At 63.9% G+C, this 21,746-nt stretch carries 23 protein-coding genes, 3 tRNA genes and 1 pseudogene; 11 read left to right on the top strand and 16 right to left on the bottom strand.

Going from position 1 to position 21,746, the window contains the following annotated elements; translation table 11 throughout:
- The 7 genes from V6E02_RS00195 (at nt 1) to V6E02_RS00165 (ending at nt 3,402) form a co-directional block, all read left to right on the top strand.
- On the top strand, nt 1-189 hold the full coding sequence (locus tag V6E02_RS00195) for a tautomerase family protein (RefSeq protein ID WP_347305977.1): 189 nt from the start codon (nt 1-3) through the stop codon (nt 187-189).
- A gap of 40 nt (nt 190-229) precedes the next feature.
- On the top strand, nt 230-2,029 hold the full coding sequence (uvrC, locus tag V6E02_RS00190; RefSeq protein ID WP_347305975.1) for an excinuclease ABC subunit UvrC: 1,800 nt from the start codon (nt 230-232) through the stop codon (nt 2,027-2,029).
- Nucleotides 2,030-2,032: 3 nt separating this feature from the next.
- Nucleotides 2,033-2,602, top strand: a complete 570-nt coding sequence (pgsA, locus tag V6E02_RS00185) for a CDP-diacylglycerol--glycerol-3-phosphate 3-phosphatidyltransferase (protein WP_347305973.1) — start codon at nt 2,033-2,035, stop codon at nt 2,600-2,602.
- A 55-nt stretch (nt 2,603-2,657) separates the two neighbouring features.
- Nucleotides 2,658-2,733: transfer RNA gene (locus V6E02_RS00180), tRNA-Gly, on the top strand.
- 105 nt (nt 2,734-2,838) lie between these two features.
- Nucleotides 2,839-2,912, top strand: a tRNA-Cys gene (locus V6E02_RS00175).
- 5 nt (nt 2,913-2,917) lie between these two features.
- Nucleotides 2,918-3,002, top strand: a tRNA-Leu gene (locus V6E02_RS00170).
- 244 nt (nt 3,003-3,246) lie between these two features.
- Nucleotides 3,247-3,402 (top strand): hypothetical protein, encoded by a 156-nt coding sequence (locus V6E02_RS00165; RefSeq protein ID WP_347305971.1) that lies wholly within the window; start codon nt 3,247-3,249, stop codon nt 3,400-3,402.
- Nucleotides 3,403-3,695: 293 nt separating this feature from the next.
- Here V6E02_RS00165 and V6E02_RS00160 read toward each other — a convergent pair whose 3' ends face one another.
- The 16 genes and pseudogenes from V6E02_RS00160 to V6E02_RS00085 all read right to left on the bottom strand — a co-directional run bounded on the left by V6E02_RS00160 (nt 3,696) and on the right by V6E02_RS00085 (nt 16,471).
- Complete coding sequence (locus V6E02_RS00160; RefSeq protein ID WP_347305969.1) at nt 3,696-4,358, bottom strand: ankyrin repeat domain-containing protein; 663 nt, start codon at nt 4,356-4,358, stop codon at nt 3,696-3,698.
- 25 nt (nt 4,359-4,383) lie between these two features.
- Nucleotides 4,384-5,160 carry a TatD family hydrolase gene (locus V6E02_RS00155; RefSeq protein ID WP_347305967.1) on the bottom strand — a complete coding sequence of 259 codons (777 nt, stop codon included), beginning with the start codon at nt 5,158-5,160 and terminating at the stop codon, nt 4,384-4,386.
- A gap of 50 nt (nt 5,161-5,210) precedes the next feature.
- Complete coding sequence (locus tag V6E02_RS00150; RefSeq protein WP_347305965.1) at nt 5,211-5,582, bottom strand: PilZ domain-containing protein; 372 nt, start codon at nt 5,580-5,582, stop codon at nt 5,211-5,213.
- Nucleotides 5,575-6,555 carry a DNA polymerase III subunit delta' gene (gene holB / locus V6E02_RS00145; protein ID WP_347305963.1) on the bottom strand — a complete coding sequence of 327 codons (981 nt, stop codon included), beginning with the start codon at nt 6,553-6,555 and terminating at the stop codon, nt 5,575-5,577. Before holB ends, V6E02_RS00150 begins: the two co-directional genes overlap by 8 nt.
- Entirely contained in the window at nt 6,555-7,163 is a 609-nt protein-coding gene (gene tmk / locus V6E02_RS00140) for a dTMP kinase (protein WP_347305961.1), read from the bottom strand. The genes holB and tmk overlap by 1 nt, the downstream gene beginning before the upstream one ends.
- A gap of 2 nt (nt 7,164-7,165) precedes the next feature.
- Entirely contained in the window at nt 7,166-8,149 is a 984-nt protein-coding gene (gene mltG / locus V6E02_RS00135; RefSeq protein WP_347305959.1) for an endolytic transglycosylase MltG, read from the bottom strand.
- Nucleotides 8,142-8,978 (bottom strand): aminodeoxychorismate lyase, encoded by an 837-nt coding sequence (gene pabC / locus V6E02_RS00130; RefSeq protein WP_347305957.1) that lies wholly within the window; start codon nt 8,976-8,978, stop codon nt 8,142-8,144. The genes mltG and pabC overlap by 8 nt, the downstream gene beginning before the upstream one ends.
- Nucleotides 8,975-10,285, bottom strand: coding sequence for an aminodeoxychorismate synthase component I (locus V6E02_RS00125; protein ID WP_347305956.1), 1,311 nt, complete (start codon nt 10,283-10,285; stop codon nt 8,975-8,977). Before V6E02_RS00125 ends, pabC begins: the two co-directional genes overlap by 4 nt.
- Nucleotides 10,286-10,330: 45 nt before the next feature.
- A complete protein-coding gene (gene fabF, locus V6E02_RS00120) occupies nt 10,331-11,569 on the bottom strand; it encodes a beta-ketoacyl-ACP synthase II (RefSeq protein ID WP_347305955.1) in 1,239 nt (412 codons plus the stop codon).
- 34 nt (nt 11,570-11,603) lie between these two features.
- Nucleotides 11,604-11,843: an acyl carrier protein gene (gene acpP / locus V6E02_RS00115; RefSeq protein WP_347305954.1), complete on the bottom strand. Its 240-nt coding sequence runs from the start codon at nt 11,841-11,843 to the stop codon at nt 11,604-11,606.
- A 102-nt stretch (nt 11,844-11,945) separates the two neighbouring features.
- Nucleotides 11,946-12,686: a 3-oxoacyl-ACP reductase FabG gene (fabG, locus tag V6E02_RS00110; protein WP_347305952.1), complete on the bottom strand. Its 741-nt coding sequence runs from the start codon at nt 12,684-12,686 to the stop codon at nt 11,946-11,948.
- Nucleotides 12,687-12,722: 36 nt separating this feature from the next.
- Nucleotides 12,723-13,664, bottom strand: coding sequence for an ACP S-malonyltransferase (gene fabD, locus V6E02_RS00105; RefSeq protein WP_347305950.1), 942 nt, complete (start codon nt 13,662-13,664; stop codon nt 12,723-12,725).
- A gap of 57 nt (nt 13,665-13,721) precedes the next feature.
- Nucleotides 13,722-14,687, bottom strand: coding sequence for a beta-ketoacyl-ACP synthase III (locus tag V6E02_RS00100; protein ID WP_347305948.1), 966 nt, complete (start codon nt 14,685-14,687; stop codon nt 13,722-13,724).
- Nucleotides 14,688-14,719: 32 nt separating this feature from the next.
- Nucleotides 14,720-15,721, bottom strand: a pseudogene (plsX, locus tag V6E02_RS00095) (phosphate acyltransferase PlsX); the annotation flags it as partial.
- Nucleotides 15,722-15,762: 41 nt separating this feature from the next.
- Nucleotides 15,763-15,942 (bottom strand): 50S ribosomal protein L32, encoded by a 180-nt coding sequence (rpmF, locus tag V6E02_RS00090; protein WP_347305945.1) that lies wholly within the window; start codon nt 15,940-15,942, stop codon nt 15,763-15,765.
- A gap of 13 nt (nt 15,943-15,955) precedes the next feature.
- Nucleotides 15,956-16,471 carry a YceD family protein gene (locus tag V6E02_RS00085; RefSeq protein WP_347305943.1) on the bottom strand — a complete coding sequence of 172 codons (516 nt, stop codon included), beginning with the start codon at nt 16,469-16,471 and terminating at the stop codon, nt 15,956-15,958.
- A gap of 53 nt (nt 16,472-16,524) precedes the next feature.
- On the opposite strand from V6E02_RS00085, the gene V6E02_RS00080 reads away from it, so the two are divergent.
- From V6E02_RS00080 to V6E02_RS00065, 4 genes are read left to right on the top strand one after another with little or no spacing between them, the layout of a single operon-like run.
- Nucleotides 16,525-17,943 carry an acetyl-CoA carboxylase biotin carboxylase subunit gene (locus tag V6E02_RS00080; RefSeq protein ID WP_347305941.1) on the top strand — a complete coding sequence of 473 codons (1,419 nt, stop codon included), beginning with the start codon at nt 16,525-16,527 and terminating at the stop codon, nt 17,941-17,943.
- Nucleotides 17,944-17,958: 15 nt separating this feature from the next.
- Nucleotides 17,959-19,806, top strand: a complete 1,848-nt coding sequence (oadA, locus tag V6E02_RS00075; RefSeq protein WP_347305940.1) for a sodium-extruding oxaloacetate decarboxylase subunit alpha — start codon at nt 17,959-17,961, stop codon at nt 19,804-19,806.
- A 9-nt stretch (nt 19,807-19,815) separates the two neighbouring features.
- On the top strand, nt 19,816-20,391 hold the full coding sequence (locus V6E02_RS00070; RefSeq protein WP_347305938.1) for a Maf family protein: 576 nt from the start codon (nt 19,816-19,818) through the stop codon (nt 20,389-20,391).
- Between the two features lie 21 nt (nt 20,392-20,412).
- Nucleotides 20,413-21,672, top strand: coding sequence for a putative PEP-binding protein (locus tag V6E02_RS00065; protein WP_347305936.1), 1,260 nt, complete (start codon nt 20,413-20,415; stop codon nt 21,670-21,672).
- The last annotated feature ends 74 nt before the right edge of the window (nt 21,673-21,746 follow it).

Raw genomic sequence — 21,746 nt, 5'->3', positions numbered from 1 at the left:
ATGCCCTACGTAAACATCCGCCTCGGCGGCACCCTGACGCGGGAGCAAAAGCGCAAAATCGCCGAGGAAATCACGGACACCCTTGAACGCATTGCCCACAAACCCAAGTCTTATACCTACATCGCCTTTGACGAGCTGCCGCACGAACAATGGGCCATCGGTGGCAAGCTCCTCGACGACGATGAGTAATTTCAGTAAGTTACGAACTGTAGTTCGCGTTTCACGTTAAATGTTCGATCCCACGGAATGCTTGGCTGGACTACCCCATCTGCCTGGCGTTTACCGCATGCTGGGCGTCGGTGGGGAAGTGCTCTACGTGGGCAAGGCGCGCGACCTCAAGAAACGCGTCTCGTCTTATTTCCAGAAAACCCAGCTCTCGCCCCGCATCCAGCTCATGCTGACTCAGGTGGCCAGCATCGAGGTCACGGTCACCCGATCCGAGGCCGAGGCGCTGCTACTGGAAAACAACCTGATCAAGGGTCTTGCGCCCAAGTACAACATCCTGTTCCGGGACGACAAATCTTATCCTAGCGTCGTCCTAACCGGTCATGCTTTTCCCCGCCTCGCCTTGCATCGCGGTCCGCAGAGAAAAGGCGATCGCTACTTTGGTCCCTATCCCAGCGCGCACGCGGTACGCGAGAGCTTGCAGCTTTTGCAGAAAGTGTTCCGCCTGCGCACCTGCGAGGACGGGGTCTTTAGCCATCGTTCCCGGCCCTGTCTGCTCTACCAGATCAAACGTTGCAGTGGACCGTGCGTCGGCGCGATATCAAAGGCCGATTATGCCCGCGACGTGGAACGTGCCAGCGAGTTCCTCCTGGGGCGCGAGCAGCAGCTGTTGAGCGAGCTGGAACGGTTGATGCTCGCCGCCTCCGAGACCCAGGCCTACGAGGAGGCCGCGTTCTACCGCGATCTGATTCAGAAACTCAGAACCGTCCAGGAACGCCAGTTCGTGGAGAGCGGTCGCCGGCTGGACGCGGACGTGGTGGCCGTGGCCGCCGAGGGCGGTGTGGTGTGCGTGAATCTGACCATGATCCGCGCAGGGCGTCATCTGGGCGACAAGAGCTTCTTCCCCCAGAACGCGGCGGGCCACGCGCCGAGCCAGATAATCGAGGCTTTCCTCGCCCAGCATTATGCGGAGCAGGCCGCACCGCCCCTGATCCTGGTAAACGAGGCCTTCGAGAGCGACGTCCTCGCGGAGCTTCTTACCAGCCAAGCGGGCCGACGGGTGCAGATCGTATCCCGGCCCGCCGGCGAGCGGCGGGTGTGGCTGGAGATGGCGGCTAAGAATGCCCAGTTGGCGATCCATCAGCGCCTGTCGCAGCAGACTGCCCAGCAGGAACGGCTAGCCGCCCTACGGGAAGTGCTGGAGTTGCCCGACAGCGTCCATCGCATTGAATGTTTCGACATTTCCCATACCCTGGGGGAAGCCACCGTCGCCGCCTGTGTCGTCTATGACGCGCTTGCCCTTAAGCCCTCGGAATACCGTCGTTTCAACATCGGGCAAGCGGCGGCCGGCGACGACTACGCTGCTATGCGTGAGGCACTCACCCGGCGCTACCGCCGGCTTACGGCAGGGGAGGGCAAGCTACCGGACCTCCTGCTCATCGACGGCGGCAAGGGGCAGGTCGGTGTGGCGCGCGAGGTGCTGGCAGATCTTGGCGTGAACGACGTGGAAGTCGTCGGCGTGGCCAAGGGCCCGCAACGCAAGCCGGGCCTGGAAATACTGGTTTTTGCCGACCAGCGAAAGCCGCTACAATTGCGTGCGGATCATCCCGGCCTCCATCTGATACAGCAAATCCGAGACGAAGCCCACCGTTTCGCCATCACCGGACACCGGGCGCGGCGTGGCAAGGCACGCATCCAGTCGCTGCTCGACGGGATTCCGGGCGTGGGACCGAAACGCAGGCAGATGCTGCTCACCCGCTTCGGCGGCGTGAAGGGGGTGCGTAACGCCAGCATCGATGAACTGGCCAAGGTGGAAGGCATCAGCCGCGCCCTGGCGGAAAAAATCTACGCCGAACTCCACTGACTCATGCCACTTACCCTGCCCAATTTCCTCACCTGGCTGCGCATCGTACTCATCCCCGTATTTGTTCTGTTGTTTTATCTACCGGCGGGGTGGCTTGACAGCCATCTACTCAACCTTGGCGCGGCGGCCTTTTTCGCGGCCGCCGCGGTTACCGACTGGCTGGACGGCTATTTGGCGCGCGCCCTCAACCAGACCTCGCCCTTCGGTGCCTTCCTGGATCCGGTAGCGGACAAGCTGATGGTCGCTGCCGCCCTCATCGTGCTGCTGGAGCTGGGACGAGTGCAGGGCTTCATCGCCCTCATCATCATCGGAAGGGAAATCGCCATTTCCGCCCTGCGCGAATGGATGGCCGGAGCAGGGCAGGGCAAGAACGTGGCAGTGGCCCTGATTGGCAAAATCAAAACCGCATCGCAAATGGTGGCCATCCTGCTACTGCTTTATCACGAGCCCGTAATGGGCCTGCCGGTGCGAGAAATCGGTACCTGGCTCATCTACCTGGCGGCAGTACTCACCATCGCCTCCATGGTGTACTACCTCGTGCAGGCACTGCGCCCGGCAAACGTCGGGCGTTAGGGCACGTTGTGTTGACACGGGGACGAAGTTCAGTAAAATGGCGCCTCTCTGTTACGCGGGAATAGCTCAGTTGGTAGAGCGCAACCTTGCCAAGGTTGAGGTCGCGAGTTCGAGACTCGTTTCCCGCTCCAGATTCAGGGAAAGCGAAGGCACTCCCTTCGTTTTCCCTTTTTAGTTTCAATCGGGCGCGCACTGCGCGCCTGTCTCGCAGTTTGCGTGATCCCTGGGTTCGGCAGGGCGGGGTGGCAGAGTGGTTATGCAGCGGCCTGCAAAGCCGTGGACGCCGGTTCGATTCCGACCCCCGCCTCCACATCCGCCCGGATGGTGGAACAGGTAGACACAAGGGACTTAAAATCCCTCGCCGCAAGGCGTACCGGTTCGAGTCCGGTTCCGGGCACCATCCGGTTGGCCTGTGCGCCTCATCCTTCTCGACTAATGTTCTCCCCGGGTGCCATGGCAATTCCGGGCCCAGCAGGACCGCACGAAAGGCCACTTGCCCCTACCGGGGCTGATGTGGCTCAAGTTCTGGCATGACGTGCCGATATAGGTTGCGTCACGGTCCATTGGCCAGAACCATGAGTTTTCCCTTTTTTCCCGCGTATGCCCCCAATCTAGGGGGGCCGAGCGCCGAAGAGCGTCTCTTCATGGCACGGCTGCTGGCTCTGAATGCAGTGCTGGAGGGCGCTCGAGCGGGCGTTTCAGCCCATAGTCTTGCCCGGGAGGCGCAGAACGTGGATGCCTTACTGGAACGCTATTTCATCGCGCTGCTCGCCCCGGCGTCGCACACGCCTCTCGCCTGAGGCGACGGTCGCGATTCAAGTTGCGCGCCCCGGGCAAACGACGGGTGCACAGCCGTAATCTCCACCTGACAAGGAAACAGGCTGACCGTTACCACAGGGAAGCGTAGTGCGCGGCTGGGCGGGTGTCGCTGACTTGACATAATATACATTATGCGCAGTCGCAGTGTATGACGCCTTTAGCGGCTAGGCAATGGGCGGCATGGCGCTTCGCCACAGTGAAACCTCACGGCCGAGGTTCTGTTATCGCGCCAGAAACGGGACCGCGACTTGCTCTCTCCTGGAGACGGCGCGGCTCACGGAACGATGTTGGGGGCTGGCGGCTCATGCGAGCCATCGGCACGATCGTTAGCGCCCCGAGCTGCCGCGGCCGCGAGGATCTCTGCCACGTCCGTGTTGCCATTTTCCCGCGCCAAGTCGCGCGCGGTCTTGCCGTCGCGCGATCGCTGGGCCGGATCGGCGCCAGCGGCGAGCAGCCGCCGCACGATACCCTCGTGGCCCTTCATGGCGGCCAACATGAGCGCGGTGAGACCGGCGCGCGTAGCAGCATCCACAGGTGATGCCGCCTCCAGAAGCAAGTCCACCGCGGCCTCGTGACCGGCGTAGGCTGCATACATGAGCGGCGTCCAGCCGCGAGCATTGGCCGCCACCGAGGCACCCCGGTCCAGCAGCATGCGCAGAATGGGCACGTTCCCATTCCAGGCGGCCAGGTGCAAAGGCGTATCGCCCACCGCATTGGCCTGGTTGACGCGCGCCCCAGCGGCAAGCAGCAGCGAGACGGACGCTGGGCTCTCCTCCCGCACGGCCAGCAGAAGCAGGGTGTTGCCTTGTTCGTCGGCAAGGTTCACGTCGGCACCGCGGCCAAGCTGCGTTTCCACCTCGGCAGCATCGTCGATCTGGATGGCCTGACGGATGTCATCAACGATGTCGCCTCCCCAGGCCGGCGGAAGGAAGCTCACTAGGCTTAGGAACAGGACTAGATTTCTATTGAGTGACAAGTGATTGGAGAAATAACTTAAAAAAGTTTTGAGAAGTGGCGCGCCCCACCTCGGCCACGTCGATGGCCTTCAGGCGGGCGATTTCCTCGGCTACGTGGCGCACATAGGCCGGTTCGTTGGTCTTGCCCCGAAGGGGTACGGGCGCGAGGTAGGGAGAATCCGTCTCGATCAGCATGCGATCCAGAGGCACCCGCCGGGCCACTTCCTTGAGGGCGCTGGCGTTTTTGAAGGTGACGATGCCGGAGAAGGAAATGTAAAAACCCAGCTCCATCGCTGCCTCGGCCACCTCCCAGGTTTCGGTGAAGCAGTGCATCACGCCGCCCACCTCGTCCGCCCTCTCCTCGCGCAGCACGCGCAGGGTGTCCGCCGAAGCTTCGCGGCTATGGATGATGAGCGGCTTGCTGGCCTCGCGCGCGGCGCGGATGTGGGTGCGGAACCGCGCCCGTTGCCATTCCAAATTGCCTTCAAGCCGGAAATAATCGAGCCCCGTCTCGCCGATCGCCACCACCCGCGGGTGATCCGCCAAAGCCACCAGCTCGGCCACACTGGGTTCAGGGGTGTCCGTATAGTCCGGGTGCACGCCTACGGACGCGAAGAGATTGGGGTGGGCTTCGGCCAGCGCACGCACCCTGGGAAAGTTGGGTAGGTCCACGCCGACGCACAGAGCATGGGTGACGTCATTGGCCGCCATGCGGGCTAGCACCTGCTCGGTTTGCGCTGCGAGCTCGGGAAAATCCAGATGGCAATGGGAATCGACGAACATAGGGTAAAAAAACCGGCAACGTCCCCAGGGCGGGGGCGCGGCTGGCACAGTCACATGGTATGGGTCGGGCGGCTCGACTTGAGGGAGCCGCCCAGGAGCCCCTCGATCTTGTTACGGGCGGCGGTACCGCTTTCGTTGGCGGCGAATTCCACGCCGATGCCTTGGGCCTTGCCTCCCTGGGCGCCGGCGGGAGTGATCCACACCACGCGACCGGCCACGGGAATCTTGCTGGGATCGTTCATCAGGGCGAGCAGCATGAACACTTCATCGCCGAGCCGGTAGGGCTTGGTGGTGGGGATGAAAATGCCACCGTGCTTAAGAAAAGGCATGTAGGCCGCGTAGAGCGCGGATTTTTCCTTGATGCTCAAGGAGAGCACGCCAGGACGCGCCCCGCCAGCGGGTTTGTTCGGGACATCAGCCATTTTGTGTCATCACCGCCCGTTGGTACGCCAAGAAGACCGTTTCCAACAAAAGCTGCGGGTTGAGGGGATGGTCAAGATGCCGGCGCACCCCCTCCAGCTCACGCACGAAACGCAGCAGGGCCTCAACCTTAACGCCTGCTCCCAGTTCCCGCAAGCGCGGCGCGAAATCGGGGTTGTAGCGCACGCGCCGAGCCAAGCGCACCGCGACCAGATCGTACAGCCATTTTTGCAGCCAGTCGATTTGGCTGGCGAGGTCCTGGCGCGCGCCCTGCTCCGCGAGTTTCAGCCAATCGAGCTTCGCCGGCTCGCCTAGCGCGGCCAGGAACACCCCACGTGCCGCCAGATACTCGCCATCGGCGTAGCGCAGCGCCTCCAGCGGTGCCCCGCCGGCAAGGGCCAGACACAGTCGGGCATCGATCACGCCCTGGCTTTCCAACCACGCGCGCGCCATCTCCTCATCTGGTAGCGGCATGGCCACCGTGCGGCAGCGGCTCACCACGGTGGGAAGGAGCTGCCGAGGCTTATGGCTTACCAGCAGGAATACCGTATTTTCGGCCGGTTCCTCCAAAGTCTTGAGGAGCGCGTTGGCCGCCGCGGGGTTCATGGCTTCCGCGGGATGAATCACGATTACCCGCGCGCCCTCTTGGTGGGTGGAAAGCCCTACGAAATCCTCCAGCTCGCGCACCTGCGCAATAGCGATCTGGCGCACCGCTCTGCCCTCCTCCTCCCCCTCCAGGGGTTCGATGAGACGCAAGTCCGCATGATTGCCCACCGCGAGGAGATGACAGGCGCGGCAGTGCCTGCAGGGGCCATGGGGAGTCGGCGCCTGGCACAGGAGCCAATTGGCCAGGGCCAAGGCAAAGTCGCGCTTGCCGATGCCGCGCCGGCCCTGGAGTAACAGCGCATGGGGAAGCCGCTGCCTTGCCCCAGTGAGGCGCTGCCATACCTCGGTCTGCCAGGGATACACGGGCATCAGGCCAGTTCCTTAAGAATCGTCTCCAGCTCGGCCCGAATAGCGGCGATGGCGCGGCTGCTGTCCACGACCCGGATGCGCTGCGGATGGGCCTGTGCGCGCACCAGGTAGGCCTCGCGCACCCGGGCAAAAAAATCGCGCTTCTCCTGTTCGAAGCGGTCACGGGTGGGGTTGAGCGCCAGCCTCGCCTCGCTGACTTCCGGCGAGACGTCGAACAACAAGGTGAGATCGGGCTCCAGTCCGTCCTGCACCCATTGCTCCAGGACCTCGAGTTTGGCCAAGGGAATGCCGCGGCCGCCACCTTGGTAGGCGAAGGTGGCATCGGTGAAGCGGTCGCAGACCACCCAGTGTCCTTTTTCCATGGCGGGCAGGATCACCTTGTCGATGTGTTCCCGGCGTGCTGCGAACATGAGCAGCGTCTCGGTTTCCCGGTGCATGGGTTGGGAGAGGAGCAAGTCGCGCAGCATTTCCCCTAGGGGTGTGCCACCCGGCTCGCGGGTGACCACCACCTGGTGGCCGCGCACCCGCAGCCAGTCGGCAATCCAGGCCAGGTGGGTGCTCTTGCCCGCGCCGTCTAGTCCTTCCAGCGTGATGAATTTTCCCGGCATCCTCACCTCAGTTGGTAACGGGCAACGGCCCGGTTGTGGTCTTCCAGGGTGGCGGAAAAGGCATGGGTACCATCACCCCGGCTGACGAAATAGAGCGCTCGGGTAGGGGCGGGATGCAGGGCGGCCCGAATGGCCTCCAGGCCCGGTGAACAGATGGGGGTCGGCGGCAATCCCGCGCGCATGTAGGTATTGTACGGGCCATCGTCTTGCAGATGGCCACGCCGCAAGTTGCCGTCGAAACGTTCGCCAAGCCCGTAGATCACGGTTGGATCGGTCTGCAGACGCATGCCTAGCCGCAGCCGGTTGACGAATACGCCGGCAACCAGTGGACGCTCGGCAGCGGCCCCGGTTTCTTTCTCGATGATGGAGGCCATGATCAAGGCCTCGTAGGGCGTTCTATATGGCAGCCCGGGATCGCGCCGCTCCCACTCCCGGGAAAGGTGCATTTCCAGCACTGCGTGCGCCCGCCGCAAAATGGAGAGGTCGCTCACGCCCGCGCCGAAATAGTAGGTATCGGGGAAAAACAGGCCTTCCGGATGGGGTGCGTCAATCGCCAGCCTACTCAGCACTTCTGCGTCACTCAAACCCGTGGTCTCGTGGCGCAGGGCGGGATGGGCATCCAGCGCCTGCCGCAACTGGCGAAAAGTCCAGCCTTCGATGAAACGGATCTCGCTGGGCCGTACTTCGCCGCGGGTGAGCATGCGGTAGAGTTCCAGCCCGGTAGGGGGTTGTTCGAGCAAATAATTGCCCGCCTTCACCTCCCCTGCCTTGCCCGTGAGACGTACTAGCATCACCAGGCTCCAGGGCTCGCGTAACAGGCCAGCGGCACTGAGGTTGCGCGCTACGGTCTTCACGCTGCTGCCTGGTAGGACCTCGAAAGCGAAGGGCACCTGCGGCAGGGCAAGCGGCGCGAGCGCAAACCAGGCCAGCCAGCCCGCTGCCAGTAAGACCACCACCAGAGGAAGCATCAGCAGACGTCTAAGCATCGAGCGACTCCAGGCTCTGGGAGAGTCTCGCGACCAAGCTCCCAGGCTGCCACTGGCGTCCTTCCAAGGCCCGCACCGGCCACAGGCCGATCAGGCTGTTGCACACCAGTACCTCGTCGGCGGCGAACAGCTCGGCAAGCCCAAAACTGCGCTCCTCGCTGGTCAACCCCAGATGCGGCGCGACTTCCAGGATACACTCCCGCGTCACCCCCGCCACGCCGCAGCGGCTCAGGTCGGATGTGATGAGCCGCGCACCCTGCCGCATGAAGAGATTGGTCATGGTGCCCTCGATTACGTTGCCCTCGACATCCAGCAACAAGCCTTCCGGGACGTCGGGGTCCGACCATTCCGCTCGTGCCAGCACGTTTTCCAAGCGGTTGAGGTGCTTTATTCCCGCCAACCGCGGCTGGTGCGCAAGCCGCAGGCGGCACAGGTGCAAACGCACCCCGGTTTCCCAATAATGCGGCGGGTAGGTGGGCAAGGCGGTCTTTAGCAGGATGCGGGTGGGGTGGGCCTCGCGCGGTGGGGCATAGCCCCTGCCCCCTTCGCCCCGGGTCACCACGATCTTGACCACGCAATCCGGCGCGCTCCGGATGAGCCGGTCGAGTTCCTCCTTAAGCAATGCCTCCTCAGGTGGCGTGATGGCAAGCCGTGAGCAGTCGGCGACGAGCCGCCGGTAATGGCGCGCCCAGTAACGGGGGCGGCCGCCCACAACGCGCAGGGTGCGGAAGACGCCATCGCCGTACATCAGCCCGCGGTTGAGCACCGCCACCGTGTCGGCGGCGACACCGTTGACCAGCATTGTGGCCAGAGGTTGGCTTATGGTCATGGCGCCTTTGGGGGGGAAAGGGCGCGCAGCAGGCCCCGAGCCTTGGCGCGGGTCTCGGCGAGCTCTCGCTCCGGGATGGAATCGGCGACGATGCCCGCGCCTGCCCAGAATTCCAGCTCTGCACCCCGCACCATGAAACTGCGGATGAGGATGTTGAGGTCGAGGCTGCCGTCCCGGTTCAGGTAACCCATGCTCCCGGTGTAGGCCTGACGCGGCGCGTTTTCCAGTTCGCGGATGATTTGCATGCACCGCACCTTGGGGCAGCCGGTGATGGTCCCGCCGGGAAACAGCGCCCGGACCACCGCGACCGGATCCACCCCCGGGCGCAGCCGCCCGCGCACCGTGGATTCCAGATGGTGGACGTGGGCGTAGCTGGTGAGCTCCAGCAGCGCAGGTACTTCCACGCTGCCCGGCACGCACACGCGCCCTAGATCGTTGCGCTCCAAATCCACCAGCATGATGTGTTCCGCGCGTTCCTTGACGGTGGCCAAAAGTTCCCGTCGCAGGGCCAGATCGGCCTGCGGGTCGGCGGCACGCGGGCGCGTGCCCGCGATGGGGCGCGTCTCGACTAGACCGTCGCGCACTCGCACCAGCCGTTCGGGCGAGGAGCTGACGATGGCTTGGCTGCCGAACACCGCACTGCCCGCAAAGGGCGCGGGATTGTGCCGGGCCAGCGCCGCGAACAGATCCGCCGGCCCCGTGTTGCCATTTAGCGCGGCCCACCAGCGGCGCGCCAGGTTGACCTGGAATACGTCGCCTTCGCGGATGTAACGGAGGATGCGCCCCACCCCCTTTAAAAAAATCTCCGGCTCTTCTTCCGCCACCCATTGCGCCGCCAACGCCCTCGGCTGCCAGGCAACGGGAGCGGCGAGATCGGCTTCGATCGCCTCGCGGGCTTCTTGCGTTTCCGCCACGAGCCAGGCCTGGACGTTGGCTTGGTCCACCAGCAAGGCGGCAGGCACTCGGCTTAGCACCGCTTTGGGAAAGGCTGAGCAGCCGGACCGGGGCGACACACGCGGCTCGATCTCCTCTAGCACCTCATAACCCAAATAGACGAACCAGCCGCCCGTAAATGGCAAATGGTTGGGTGGGTTCGCCACGCCCCCCTCGGCGTACCAGGTGGCACGCAGGGCATCGAGTACCCCGCTTTCGTGGGCGGCGAAGACATGAGTGACGCGGGGATGGGCGAACAAGATATCCCAGCCAGCGTAACCGCCCCCGGTGTGTAACAGATAGGGATAGTGCGCCGGCCGGGTGGCATGCAGCGCCACCAGATCCGGTATGGCCGGCAAGGGGACGGCGATCACGAGGGGCGAGCCGGCGACGCAAACGAAGCCGCCTGTCCCGGCGGCTCAGAGCCGGCGGAAGACCAGGGTGCCGTTGGTGCCGCCAAAACCGAAGGAATTGGACAGGGCCACATCGATCTTCATCTTGCGCGCGGCGTTGGGCGCGTAATCGAGATCGCAGTCCGGGTCCTGCTGGAACAGATTGATGGTGGGCGGGGCGACTTGATCGCGCACGGCCAGGGCGGTGAACACCGCCTCCACGCCGCCCGCGGCACCCAGCAGGTGGCCGGTCATGGACTTGGTGGAGCTCATCACGATGCGCTTCGCATGATCGCCCAAGGCCACTTTCACGCCGAGGGTCTCGGCCTTGTCGCCCAGAGGGGTGGAAGTGCCGTGGGCGTTGATGTAGTCCACCTCTTCCGGGGTAATACCCGCATCCCGCAGGGCGTTGCGCATGCAACGGGCCGCACCGGCACCATCCTCGCAGGGCGCGGTCATGTGGTGGGCATCCGCGCCCATGCCAAAGCCGGCGATCTCGCAGTAGATCCTGGCGCCCCGCGCAAGCGCCCGCTGGTACTCCTCCAGCACCAGCACACCGGCCCCCTCGCCCAGCACGAAGCCATCGCGCCCCACATCCCACGGTCGGCTGGCGGTGGCCGGGTCGTCGTTACGGGTGGACAAGGCCTTGGCCGAGGCGAAGCCGCCGATGGCCAGGGGGCTCACCGTGGCTTCCGCGCCACCCGCGACCATCACGTCGGCATCGCCGTAGCGGATGAGGCGCGCCGCCTCGCCGATGCAGTGGGTGGCCGTGGTGCAAGCGGTGACGATGGCGAGGTTGGGACCCTGGAAACCGTACAGGATGGACAGGTTGCCCGAAATCATGTTGATGATGGTGGCGGGAATAAAAAACGGCGAAATGCGCCGCGGGCCGTTGGCCAGATATTCGCCGTGCGTGGCCTCGATCATGGGCAGGCCACCGATCCCGGAACCGACGATGACCCCGAAACGCTCCGCATCGGTGGGTTTGGGGTCGATGCCCGCGTCGCGCAGCGCCTGGATGCTGGCCGCCATGCCGTAATGGATGAAGGTATCCATACGCCGGGCCTCCTTGGCGGATAGGTACTGCGTGACGTCGAAGCCCTTCACCTCACCCGCGATCTGGGAAGCGAAGGCCGAGGCATCGAACTTGGTGATACGGGTGATGCCGGACTTGCCGGCCAGAATATTGGCCCAGGCCTCGTCCACGGTGTTGCCTACCGGGCTGACGATGCCCAGGCCGGTTACGACTACTCTGCGTCTGGACAAAATGACTCCGGATACAATGGGAAAAGCAGGATGCTTATTTCTTGAGGTGGGCGTTGATGTAGTCGATGGCCTGCTGCACAGTGGTGATCTTTTCCGCTTCCTCGTCCGGGATCTCGCAATCGAATTCCTCTTCCAGGGCCATCACCAGTTCCACGGTATCCAAGGAATCCGCGCCCAGATCGTCCACGAAGGAGGATTCGTTCTTCACCTCGGCCTCGTTCACGCCCAACTGCTCGGCGACGATCTTCTTGACGCGTTGTTCGATGTTTTCCATCTGGGGCTCCTTACCTTTCTGTGGGTGAGATCGCAAAAAACCTGCGCATTGTATCAGAATCCCTTGCCCCGACCAAACCCGGGGCAGGTCTCATTTCTTGATTCAAATCATGTACATACCGCCATTGACATGGAGCGTGACCCCGGTGATGTAGGCTGCCTTGGGCGAGGCCAGGAAAGCCACGGCCCCAGCCACGTCCTCGGGCGTGCCGAGCCGGCCCAGGGGGATGTGGGCGAGCAGCGCCTCGCGCTGGGCCTCCGGCAGGGCGCGCGTCATGTCGGTGTCGATGAAGCCTGGCGCCACACAGTTGACGGTGATGTTGCGCGAACCCACTTCCCGGGCCAAAGACTTGGTAAACCCCATGATACCGGCCTTGGCGGCCGCGTAATTGGTCTGGCCGGCATTGCCCATGGCCCCCACCACCGAGGCGATGCTGATGATGCGGCCATAGCGAGCCTTGGTCATGGGACGTAATACGGCTTGGGAAAGCCGGAACACGGACTTGAGATTGGTATCCATGATCTCGTCCCATTCCTGCTCTTTCATGCGCATAAGCAGGGTGTCGCGGGTGATCCCGGCATTGTTGACCAAGATACTCACCTCACCGAACGTCGATCGGATGGCGCCTAGCACCCGTTCGATGGCGGCGCCATCCCGGACGTCGAGCGCATAGCCGCACCCCTTGAACCCGGCCTCGCCGATGTAGCGGCTGATGGCTTCTGCGCCGGACTCGGTGGTGGCAGTGCCCACCACGGTGGCCCCCATACGCCCCAGCTCCAGGGCACAGGCCTGGCCGATACCGCGGCTTGCGCCCGTGACCAAGGCAATGTGTCCGTCCAGCATGCTCGCTCCTTAGTTATAAATTACATGAAGTTACATCTACAAGTTACTGTTTTTACATTCGTCTATCGCAGCAGAAAGCGCCGTCGAGTCGGTGAGCGCAAGGCATTTCATCTCAGGCACGGTGCGCTTAACGAGGCCCGCCAGCACCTTGCCGGGCCCGCATTCGAGGGCCATGTCGATCCCCGCCGCCGCCATGTGGCGGATGGTCTCCACCCAGCGCACGGGGCTGTAGAGCTGGCGGACCAAAGCGGCCTTGATCGCCGCGGGGTCGGTGAAGGCCGTCACATCCGCATTTTGCACCACGGGCACGCGCGGTGCCTGCAGGCTCAGCCGTTCCAGATGCTTAGCCAGCACCTCGGCGGCCGGGCGCATCAGGGCGCAATGGGAAGGCACGGACACCGGCAATGACACGGCACGCTTGGCGCCTCGCGCCTTGGCGCGCTCCACCCCCCGCTCCACCGCGCTACGGTGACCGGCGATCACCACCTGCCCGGGGGAATTAAAATTGACGGCCTCCAGGACCTGGCCCTGGGCTGCCTCCGCGCAGAGCTCACGCACCACTTCATCATCCAAGCCCAGGATGGCGGCCATCGCCCCCTCGCCTTCCGCCACGGCTTGCTGCATGGCCTGGGCGCGCAGGCGCACCAGGGGCAGGGCCTCGGCGAAGCTCAGCACACCGGCAGCGGTGAGCGCGGTGTATTCCCCCAGACTGTGGCCAGCCATTAGAGCGGGCTCCGATCCTCCGGCCTCGCGCCAGGCACGGTACACGGCGATGCCCGCCGCCAACATGGCCGGCTGGGTGTGCACCGTTTGGTTCAAGGCCTCGGCGGGGCCCTCGTTCACTAGGGCCCACAAGTCCTGGCCAAGAATGTCCGAGGCTTCGACGAAGGTTTCTCGGACCACGGGACGGTCGGCAAAACCGGCCATCATTCCCACCGACTGGGATCCCTGGCCGGGAAAGAGAAAGGCGCATTTCATGGTGTGGCTGTCCTGGAGAGGGGTTGCATAGTTGGCAGGGAGCACAGTGTCGTGGCCTCAATAGCGCACCAGGGCCGAACCCCAGGTGAACCCGCCACCGAAGGCCTCCATGAGCAGGGTTTCCCCGCGCTTGATGCGGCCATCGCGCACGGCGGTGTCCAGCGCGAGGGGAATGGAAGCAGCGGACGTATTGCCGTGCTTGTCCACCGTCAGCACCACGTTTTCCATGCTCATGCCCAGTTTCTTGGCAGTGGCCTGGATGATGCGAATGTTGGCCTGATGGGGCACGAGCCAGTGGATGTCGCTCTTGAGCAGACCATTCGCCGCGAGCGTTTCGTCCACGATGGCATCCAGCGTATTCACTGCCATCTTGAACACGGCGTTGCCCTGCATGCGCATGTGCGGTCCGGCGCCACCACAGTTGCCCATCGACGGTCCGCCGTCCACGTAGAGTAGATTCTGGTGGCGGCCATCGGCATGCAGATGGGTGGAGATGATGCCGGGACTGTCTGCAGCCGCCAGCACCACGGCACCGGCGCCATCGCCCCATAGGATGCAGTTGGTGCGATCGGTGTAATCGGTGATACGAGATAGCGTCTCCGCCCCGACCACCAGCGCGGTGCGCGCCTGTCCTGCCCGAATGAAATTGTTGGCGGTGGCCAAGGCGTAGATGAAGCCACTGCAGACGGCCTGCACGTCGAACGCGGGCGAAGCATTGGCAATACCAAGTTTGGACTGGACGATACAGGCGGTACTGGGGAACACCCGGTCGGGAGTGGTGGTGGCAACGATCAGGAGATCCACGCTGGCCGGTGGCACTTCCGCCATTTCCAAGGCGCGCCGCGCGGCCGCCACCGCGAGATCGCTGGTGTACTCGCCCTCGGCGGCGATATGGCGCTCGCGGATCCCGGTGCGCTCGACGATCCACTGGTCCGACGTCTCGACCAGCTTTTCCAGGTCGGCGTTGGTGAGAATCTTCTCCGGCAAGTAACCGCCGGTGCCAACGATGCGGGCGTGGATCATTGCGCCACCGCGCGTTGCTGCGTGGACTCGGGATGGATGAGCGCCATCTGGTCGCTGATGCGACGCAGCACACCGTGGCGCGCCTCCGACACCGCCCGCTCGATGGCGAAACGGAAGGCGAAGCTATCGGCCCCCCCATGGCTCTTGACCACGATGCCGCGCAAGCCAACCAGCGTAGCGCCGTTGTAGCAGCGGGGATCGACTCGCTTTTTGAAGCGCTGGATCACCGGCCAGGCGGCCAACGCCATCAGCCGCGTGAGGAGGCTGCGCTTGAATTCCTCGCGCAGGAAGGCGCCCAGCATGCGCGCCAGACCCTCGGTGGTCTTCAGCGCTACGTTGCCGACGAAGCCATCGCACACCACCACGTCGGTGGTGCCCTTGTAGATGTCGTCCCCTTCCACGTAGCCGTGGAAATTGAGGTGACTGTGGCGCAGCAGCTCGGCCGCTTCCTTCACCACATCGTTGCCCTTGATCACCTCGGTACCAATGTTGAGCAGGCCCACACTGGGATTGGTTTTCTCCTCCACCGCCGAGGCGAGCATGGCGCCCATGACGGCAAACTGGCGCAAATGTTCTGGCGTGCAATCCACGTTGGCGCCCAGGTCGAGCATGTACACCGAGCCGCGCAGCGAGGGCAGGACGGTACAGATCGCCGGCCGTTCGATGCCCGGCAGCATCTTCAGCACGAAACGGGAAATGGCCATCAGCGCCCCGGTATTGCCGGCGCTGACAGCGGCGTGGGCCTCCCCGGTCTTCACCAGCTCCACCGCTATCCGCATGGAAGAATCTTTTTTGTTGCGCATGGCTTGGGCGGGTGGTTCGTCCATGGCCACCACCTCGGATGCGTGGTGAATGCGCAAGCGGCTATCCGTGTGGCGCCGGCGCTGACGCAACTCGGCTTCCAGCACGTCACGCAGACCCACTAGAACAATGTTGACCTGGGGATCGCGGTCGAGGACCGCAAGCGCCGCGGGGACCGTGACATGGGGGCCATGATCACCCCCCATGGCATCGATTGCGACCGTGATGTCCATTGCTGGAAAAAAACATTCGGGCGCCGATCGCGCCCGGTGTCTCACTCGCCCTTGCTGCGCAGGACTTTCTTGCCGCGGTAATAGCCGCTAGGGCTGATGTGATGCCGCAGATGCACCTCACCCGTCGCCGGCTCCACCGCGAGCGGAGGAGTGGTCAGAAAGTCGTGGGCGCGATGCATACCACGCTTCGACGGCGACTTCTTGTTCTGCTGAACGGCCATGTTGATGACTCCTTTACTCTCGATCTCGTTTGTCGGTGTCTGGGCGCGCAAGCTGCGCCAGCACGGCGAGGGGGTGGCTGGCCGTCCCCGCCTGGGTTACCGCCATACGGCACCGCCCTTCCCCATGTCGGGGCGCCAGCGGCAGGCCCAGCAGCACTTCTTCTTCCACCAGCGCGCGCACGTCCATCTCTTTCTGCGCCAGCAGGCGGTCGGGGCCGTCAAGCTCATCCTCGTCCTCACCCAACTGGGCTTCGGTGGTAACTAGAAGCAGTTGGGAATCCAGCACCACTTCCCAGTCCATGGGCTCGAGGCAGCGTTGGCAGGTGAGCTTGAGCGTGCCTCGCACCCGGCAGTGCAAGCCGGGTTGCCCTTTCTCGTCCAAGCACCCGTTCAGCTCATAGGCCAGGGTTGCATCCAGAGAGGCGAGCTGGTCGTGCAGACGTGCCAAGCTGGCCAACTGGAAATTGCCAGATAGGGTTTTCCCACTGCGCGCAAATTCCAGGCTATCGACCGTAACCTGTTCAGACATAAGGGGCGCATGATACAATCGCAAGCTTTGACTGTCAAAGCGGATTCACGCGCGTGATCAGGAAAATACTCGTTGCCAACCGGGGCGAGATCGCGGTGCGCATCGTGCGCGCCTGCTCCGAGATGGGTATCAAGTCGGTGGCCATCTACAGCGATGCCGACCGCCACGCGCTCCACGTGAAGAAGGCGGACGAAGCCTACAACATCGGTTCCGATCCCGTTCTGGGCTACCTCAACGCCCACAACATCGTCAACCTGGCGGTGGCCTCGGGCTGCGATGCCCTGCATCCGGGCTATGGTTTTCTCTCCGAAAATCCGCAGCTCGCTGAAATCTGCGCCCGGCGTGGCGTGAAATTTATCGGGCCCTCGGCCCAGGTGATCCGCCAGATGGGCGACAAGATCGCGGCGCGCCAGGCCATGATCAAGGCCGGCATCCCCGTTGTGCCGGGCTCCGACCACAATCTGGAATCAGTCGAGGAAGCGGTGGCCCTGGCCAAGAAGATCGGCTATCCGGTCATGCTCAAGGCCACCAACGGCGGGGGTGGGCGCGGCATCCGGCGCTGCAACAGCGAAGATGAGCTGCGCAAGAACTACGACCGGGTCGTCTCCGAGGCGACCAAGGCCTTCGGCAAACCGGAAGTCTTCCTGGAAAAGGCCGTGATCAACCCGCGCCACATCGAGGTGCAGGTGCTGGGTGACAACTTCGGCAACGTGATCCACCTGTTCGAGCGCGACTGCTCCATCCAGCGCCGCAACCAGAAGCTGATCGAGATCGCCCCCTCTCCCCAGCTCACCGAACTGCAGCGCAACTACATCGGCAAACTCGCGGTCCAGGCGGCGCGCGCCGTGGGCTACGTCAATGCAGGCACCATCGAATTCCTGTTGGATGCGGACAACCAGTTTTATTTCATGGAAATGAACACCCGGCTGCAGGTGGAGCACACGGTCACTGAAAGCATCACCGGTGTGGACATCGTCCAGGAACAGATCCGCATCGCCAGCGGCCTGCCGCTGCAGTACAAGCAGTCGGACGTCAACTACCGCGGCTACGCCATGGAATTTCGCATCAATGCGGAAGATCCCAAGCATGATTTCCTGCCGAGCTTCGGCCGCGTGACCCGCTACTATGCGCCGGGCGGGCCAGGGGTACGCACCGATGCGGCCATTTACACGGGCTATGTCATTCCGCCTTACTACGATTCCATGTGTGCCAAGCTCACGGTATGGAATCTCACCTGGCCGGGGGTGATCGAACGGGGTCGGCGTGCCTTGAGCGACATGGTGGTCTATGGCGTAAAGACCACCATCCCCTATTACCAGCAGATCCTGCAGAACCCGGACTTCCGCAGCGGTCGCTTCGACACCAGCTTCGTGGAAAAGCATCCCGAGCTCATCGACTACCAGGTGCCACGGCCCAAGGAGCTGCTCGCCGCCGCCATCGGTGCCGCGATCGCGGCGCATGAAGGTTTATAAAACAGGTCACACAGCATGGCGAAAATCCAGATCACCGAGCTCGTCCTGCGCGACGGCCATCAGTCCCTGATCGCGACCCGCATGCGCACCGAAGACATGCTGCCCATCTGCGGCAAGCTGGACAGTGTCGGCTTCTGGTCGCTGGAAGCGTGGGGGGGCGCCACCTTCGACGCCTGCGTGCGCTTCCTCAAGGAGGATCCCTGGGAACGCCTCAAGGCCCTGCGCCGCGCCCTCCCCAACACACGCATCCAGATGCTGCTCCGAGGCCAGAACCTGCTGGGCTATCGCCATTATTCCGATGACGTGGTACGCACCTTCGTCAAGCGTGCAGCGAACGATGGCGTGGACGTGTTCCGCATCTTCGATGCCATGAACGATATGCGCAATCTGCGCGTGTCCATCGAGGCCGTGAAGGAAGTAGGCAAGCACGCCGAGGGCACCATCTGCTATACCACGAGCCCGGTGCATGACATCGCCCACTTCGTGACGCTCGGGCGCGAACTGGAAGCCATGGGCTGTGACACCATCGCCATCAAGGACATGGCAGGTCTGCTCACGCCCTACGTTGCGGCGGAGCTGGTACGCGAGCTGACCGCGGCGGTGCGCGTGCCCATCCATCTGCACAGCCATGCCACCTCGGGACTGTCCAGCATGTGCCACCTGAAGGCCGTGGAGAACGGCGCCCTCATGCTGGACACCTGCCTGTCCGCGTTCTCCGAGGGCGCGAGTCATTCCACGACCGAAAGCATCGTCGCCGCACTGGCCGGCACCGAATACGACACCGGTCTCGATCTACCCCTGCTCCAGGAAATCGCCGCCTACTTCCGCGAGGTGCGCAAGAAGTACTGGCAGTTCGAGAGCGAATTCACCGGCGTGGACACGCGCGTGCTGGTCAATCAAGTGCCGGGCGGGATGATCTCCAACCTGGCCAACCAGCTCAAGGAGCAAGGCGCGCTCCATCGCATGGACGAGGTGCTGGCGGAAATCCCGCGCGTGCGTGCTGACCTCGGCTTCCCGCCGCTGGTGACACCCACCTCCCAGATCATCGGCACTCAAGCAGTGCTCAACGTGCTCACCGGCAAACGCTACCAGAGTGTCACCACCGAGGTGAAGCATTACCTGCAGGGGCTCTACGGCAAGACACCGGGCCCGGTGAACGAACAGGTCAAAAGCCTTGCCATCGGCAACGCCGAGGTGATCACCTGCCGGCCTGCCGATCTGTTGCAAGACGAGCTGGACAAGCTGCGCGGCGAGATCGAAGGGCTGGCACGCAATGAAGAAGACGTGCTCACCTATGCCATGTTCCCGGAGCTGGCGCGCACTTTTTTCCAGGAACGCGCCGCCGGCACCCTCAAGCCGGAGCCTTTGCTGCCGCGCGAAGCGGCTCAACCCGGTGGCAAGCGCTTCGCGCCCAACGAGTTCAACATCACCCTGCACGGCGAGACCTATCACATCAAGCTCACCGGCAGCGGCGCGCCCGGCATCGAGCCGCGTCCTTACTACGTGCTGGTGGATGGTGTGAGCGAAGAAGTGGTGATCGAGACGCTGGCGGAAGTGGAAGTCAGTGGCGGTGCGCTGGGTGCGGAGCAGGCCCGGCCCAAGGTAAAGGCGGCGCCTTCTGGGGGTCGTCCTGCGGCCACGCACAAGGGCCACGTCACCACCGCCATGCCCGGCACCATCGTGGACGTACTGGTGGATACCGGCAAGAAGGTGAAAGCAGGTGATCCGGTATTGGTGATCGAGGCGATGAAGATGGAAAACGAAATCCAGGCCCCGGTCTCGGGCACGGTGACCAACATCTTCGTCTCCAAGGGTGATGCGGTGAAGCCCCACGAGGCCTTGATCGAAATCCAGCCGGAATAGGCCACCGCCATGCGCCTGGTCCTCGCTTCCTCCTCGCCTTATCGGCGCCAGTTGTTGGCGCGCTTGATGCTGCCTTTCGATGTGATGTCGCCCGACGTGGACGAGACGCCCCTGGCCGGCGAGAAGCCCTGGGACACAGCACTTAGGCTGGCGAAACTCAAGGCCGAGGCAGTGGCGCGGCGCCATCCCGCCGCACTCATCATCGGTTCCGACCAGGTGGCAGTGTTGGATGAAGCGCCCCTGGGCAAGCCAGGCAGCTTCGAGAACGCAAAGAAACAACTGCTTGCCGCCAGCGGGCGGGAAGTGGTGTTCCATACCGCCCTTGCCTTGCTCAATGCCGCAACTGGCCGCATCCAGGCGCGGGTGGTGCCTTTCACCGTGAAATTCCGTTCCCTCACGGCGGCCCAGATCGAACGTTATCTGGAACGGGAGCAGCCCTACGACTGCGCCGGCAGCGCCAAGTCGGAAGGCTTGGGCATCGTCCTCATCGAGCGCTTTTACGGCGACGATCCCAACGCCCTGGTGGGACTGCCCCTGATCGCCCTGGTGGACATGTTGCGTGAGGAAGGCGTAAGCCTCCCATGATGCAGTGCCGGAGATGCCGGCATGAAACTCGCCTTGATCCCCTTCGTGCCTGGCCAGGCTCATGGCCGCCTGGTGCGCGGCCTTGCCCCCATCAGCGAGCCCCATATCGCCGTGTTGGATTCACGGTCCCTCGAGGCACCGGGGCTTGCGCCCACGCCGCACCTGCGCGGCCTGGTCGTCGTAGAGGCCGCGCCTCTTGCCCATCCGGTATTGCGACTGCGCGGCTGGGGCTTGCCCATTGTGCTGGCCCGCGAAACGAATCTTCCCTGGGGCGAAATGGTGTGGCTCGATGCGGCACAAGGTCGGCTCGCTACCACGCCCCTGCCCTCACCCCCCGCTCTTCCCCCTGCGCCAGCGGATCTTTGCACCGCCGACGGGCGCGCAGTCACGCTGTTGGCCAGCGTTGGTAGCGGCGAGGCAGCGCGTCTGGCCATGGCCCAGGGCGCGCGGGGTATCGGCCTGTTTCGTTCGGAATACGTCGTGGCGCAAGACGGGCAAGCACCGGATGCCAGCCTGTTCGAGGCGCGGCTGCGCGCCGTGTGCGAGGCCGCCGCCGGATGCCCGGTGACGGTGCGGCTGCTGGACGTGGCCGGCGACAAGCACCCCCCGTGGCTACCGGACCTGCCGGGTGTGAGCGCCACCCTGGGCGTGCAGGGCGTGCGTCTTTACCGGTACCAACTGGCCCGGCGCGTTGTGCGAGCCGAACTCGCCGCCATCGCTCGCCTCGCGCCGATGTTTCCGCTGCGCATTCTCCTGCCCTATGTCACGCGCCGTGAGGAGGTGGAAACCTGGGTACAGGAAGTGCGGCAGGCAACGGGGCTGGATGCAGACAAGCTCCCCGTGGGGACCATGCTGGAGACACCGGCCGCCGCCCTCGCCGTGGATAGTCTGCTGGAAGTCGCCGCGTTCGCCGCCTTGGGCTGCAACGATTTAATGCAATGCTTGTTCGCGGCCAATCGCGACGAGGCGGCGGTGGCCGACCAACTCGACTTTCACTCACCGGTGCTCTACCGCTTCCTGGCCCATGTGGTGGAGCATGCAGGAAATGCCGAACGACTGCAGGTGAATGGCCTGCTCAGCCAGTGGCCGGGCGTGATCGTCCTGCTTTTGGGTCTGGGCTTTCGCCGCTTTTCGGTTGATCCCGCTTTGCTGCCCTGGCTTGCCGCGCGCATCACCAAGGTCAACGTCGCGCAGGCGGCTAAGCTCGCCAAGGCAGCCTGCCGTGCGCGCCACGCAGCCGAGGTGTGCGCGCTGCTTGCCCAGGACGACGTGGGTGCGTGATGGGTTTGCGTCGTCTCCGAAGACGCGCAGCCCCACGAGGGCGGCGCTGGTTTCGCCCATGGCGTTTTCTTGAC

The organism is Thiobacter sp. AK1 (assembly GCF_039822265.1).
Classification (GTDB): domain Bacteria; phylum Pseudomonadota; class Gammaproteobacteria; order Burkholderiales; family Thiobacteraceae; genus Thiobacter; species Thiobacter aerophilum.
Note: the sequence above shows the minus strand (reverse complement) of the source record. Positions and strands in the feature narration are given on the sequence as shown.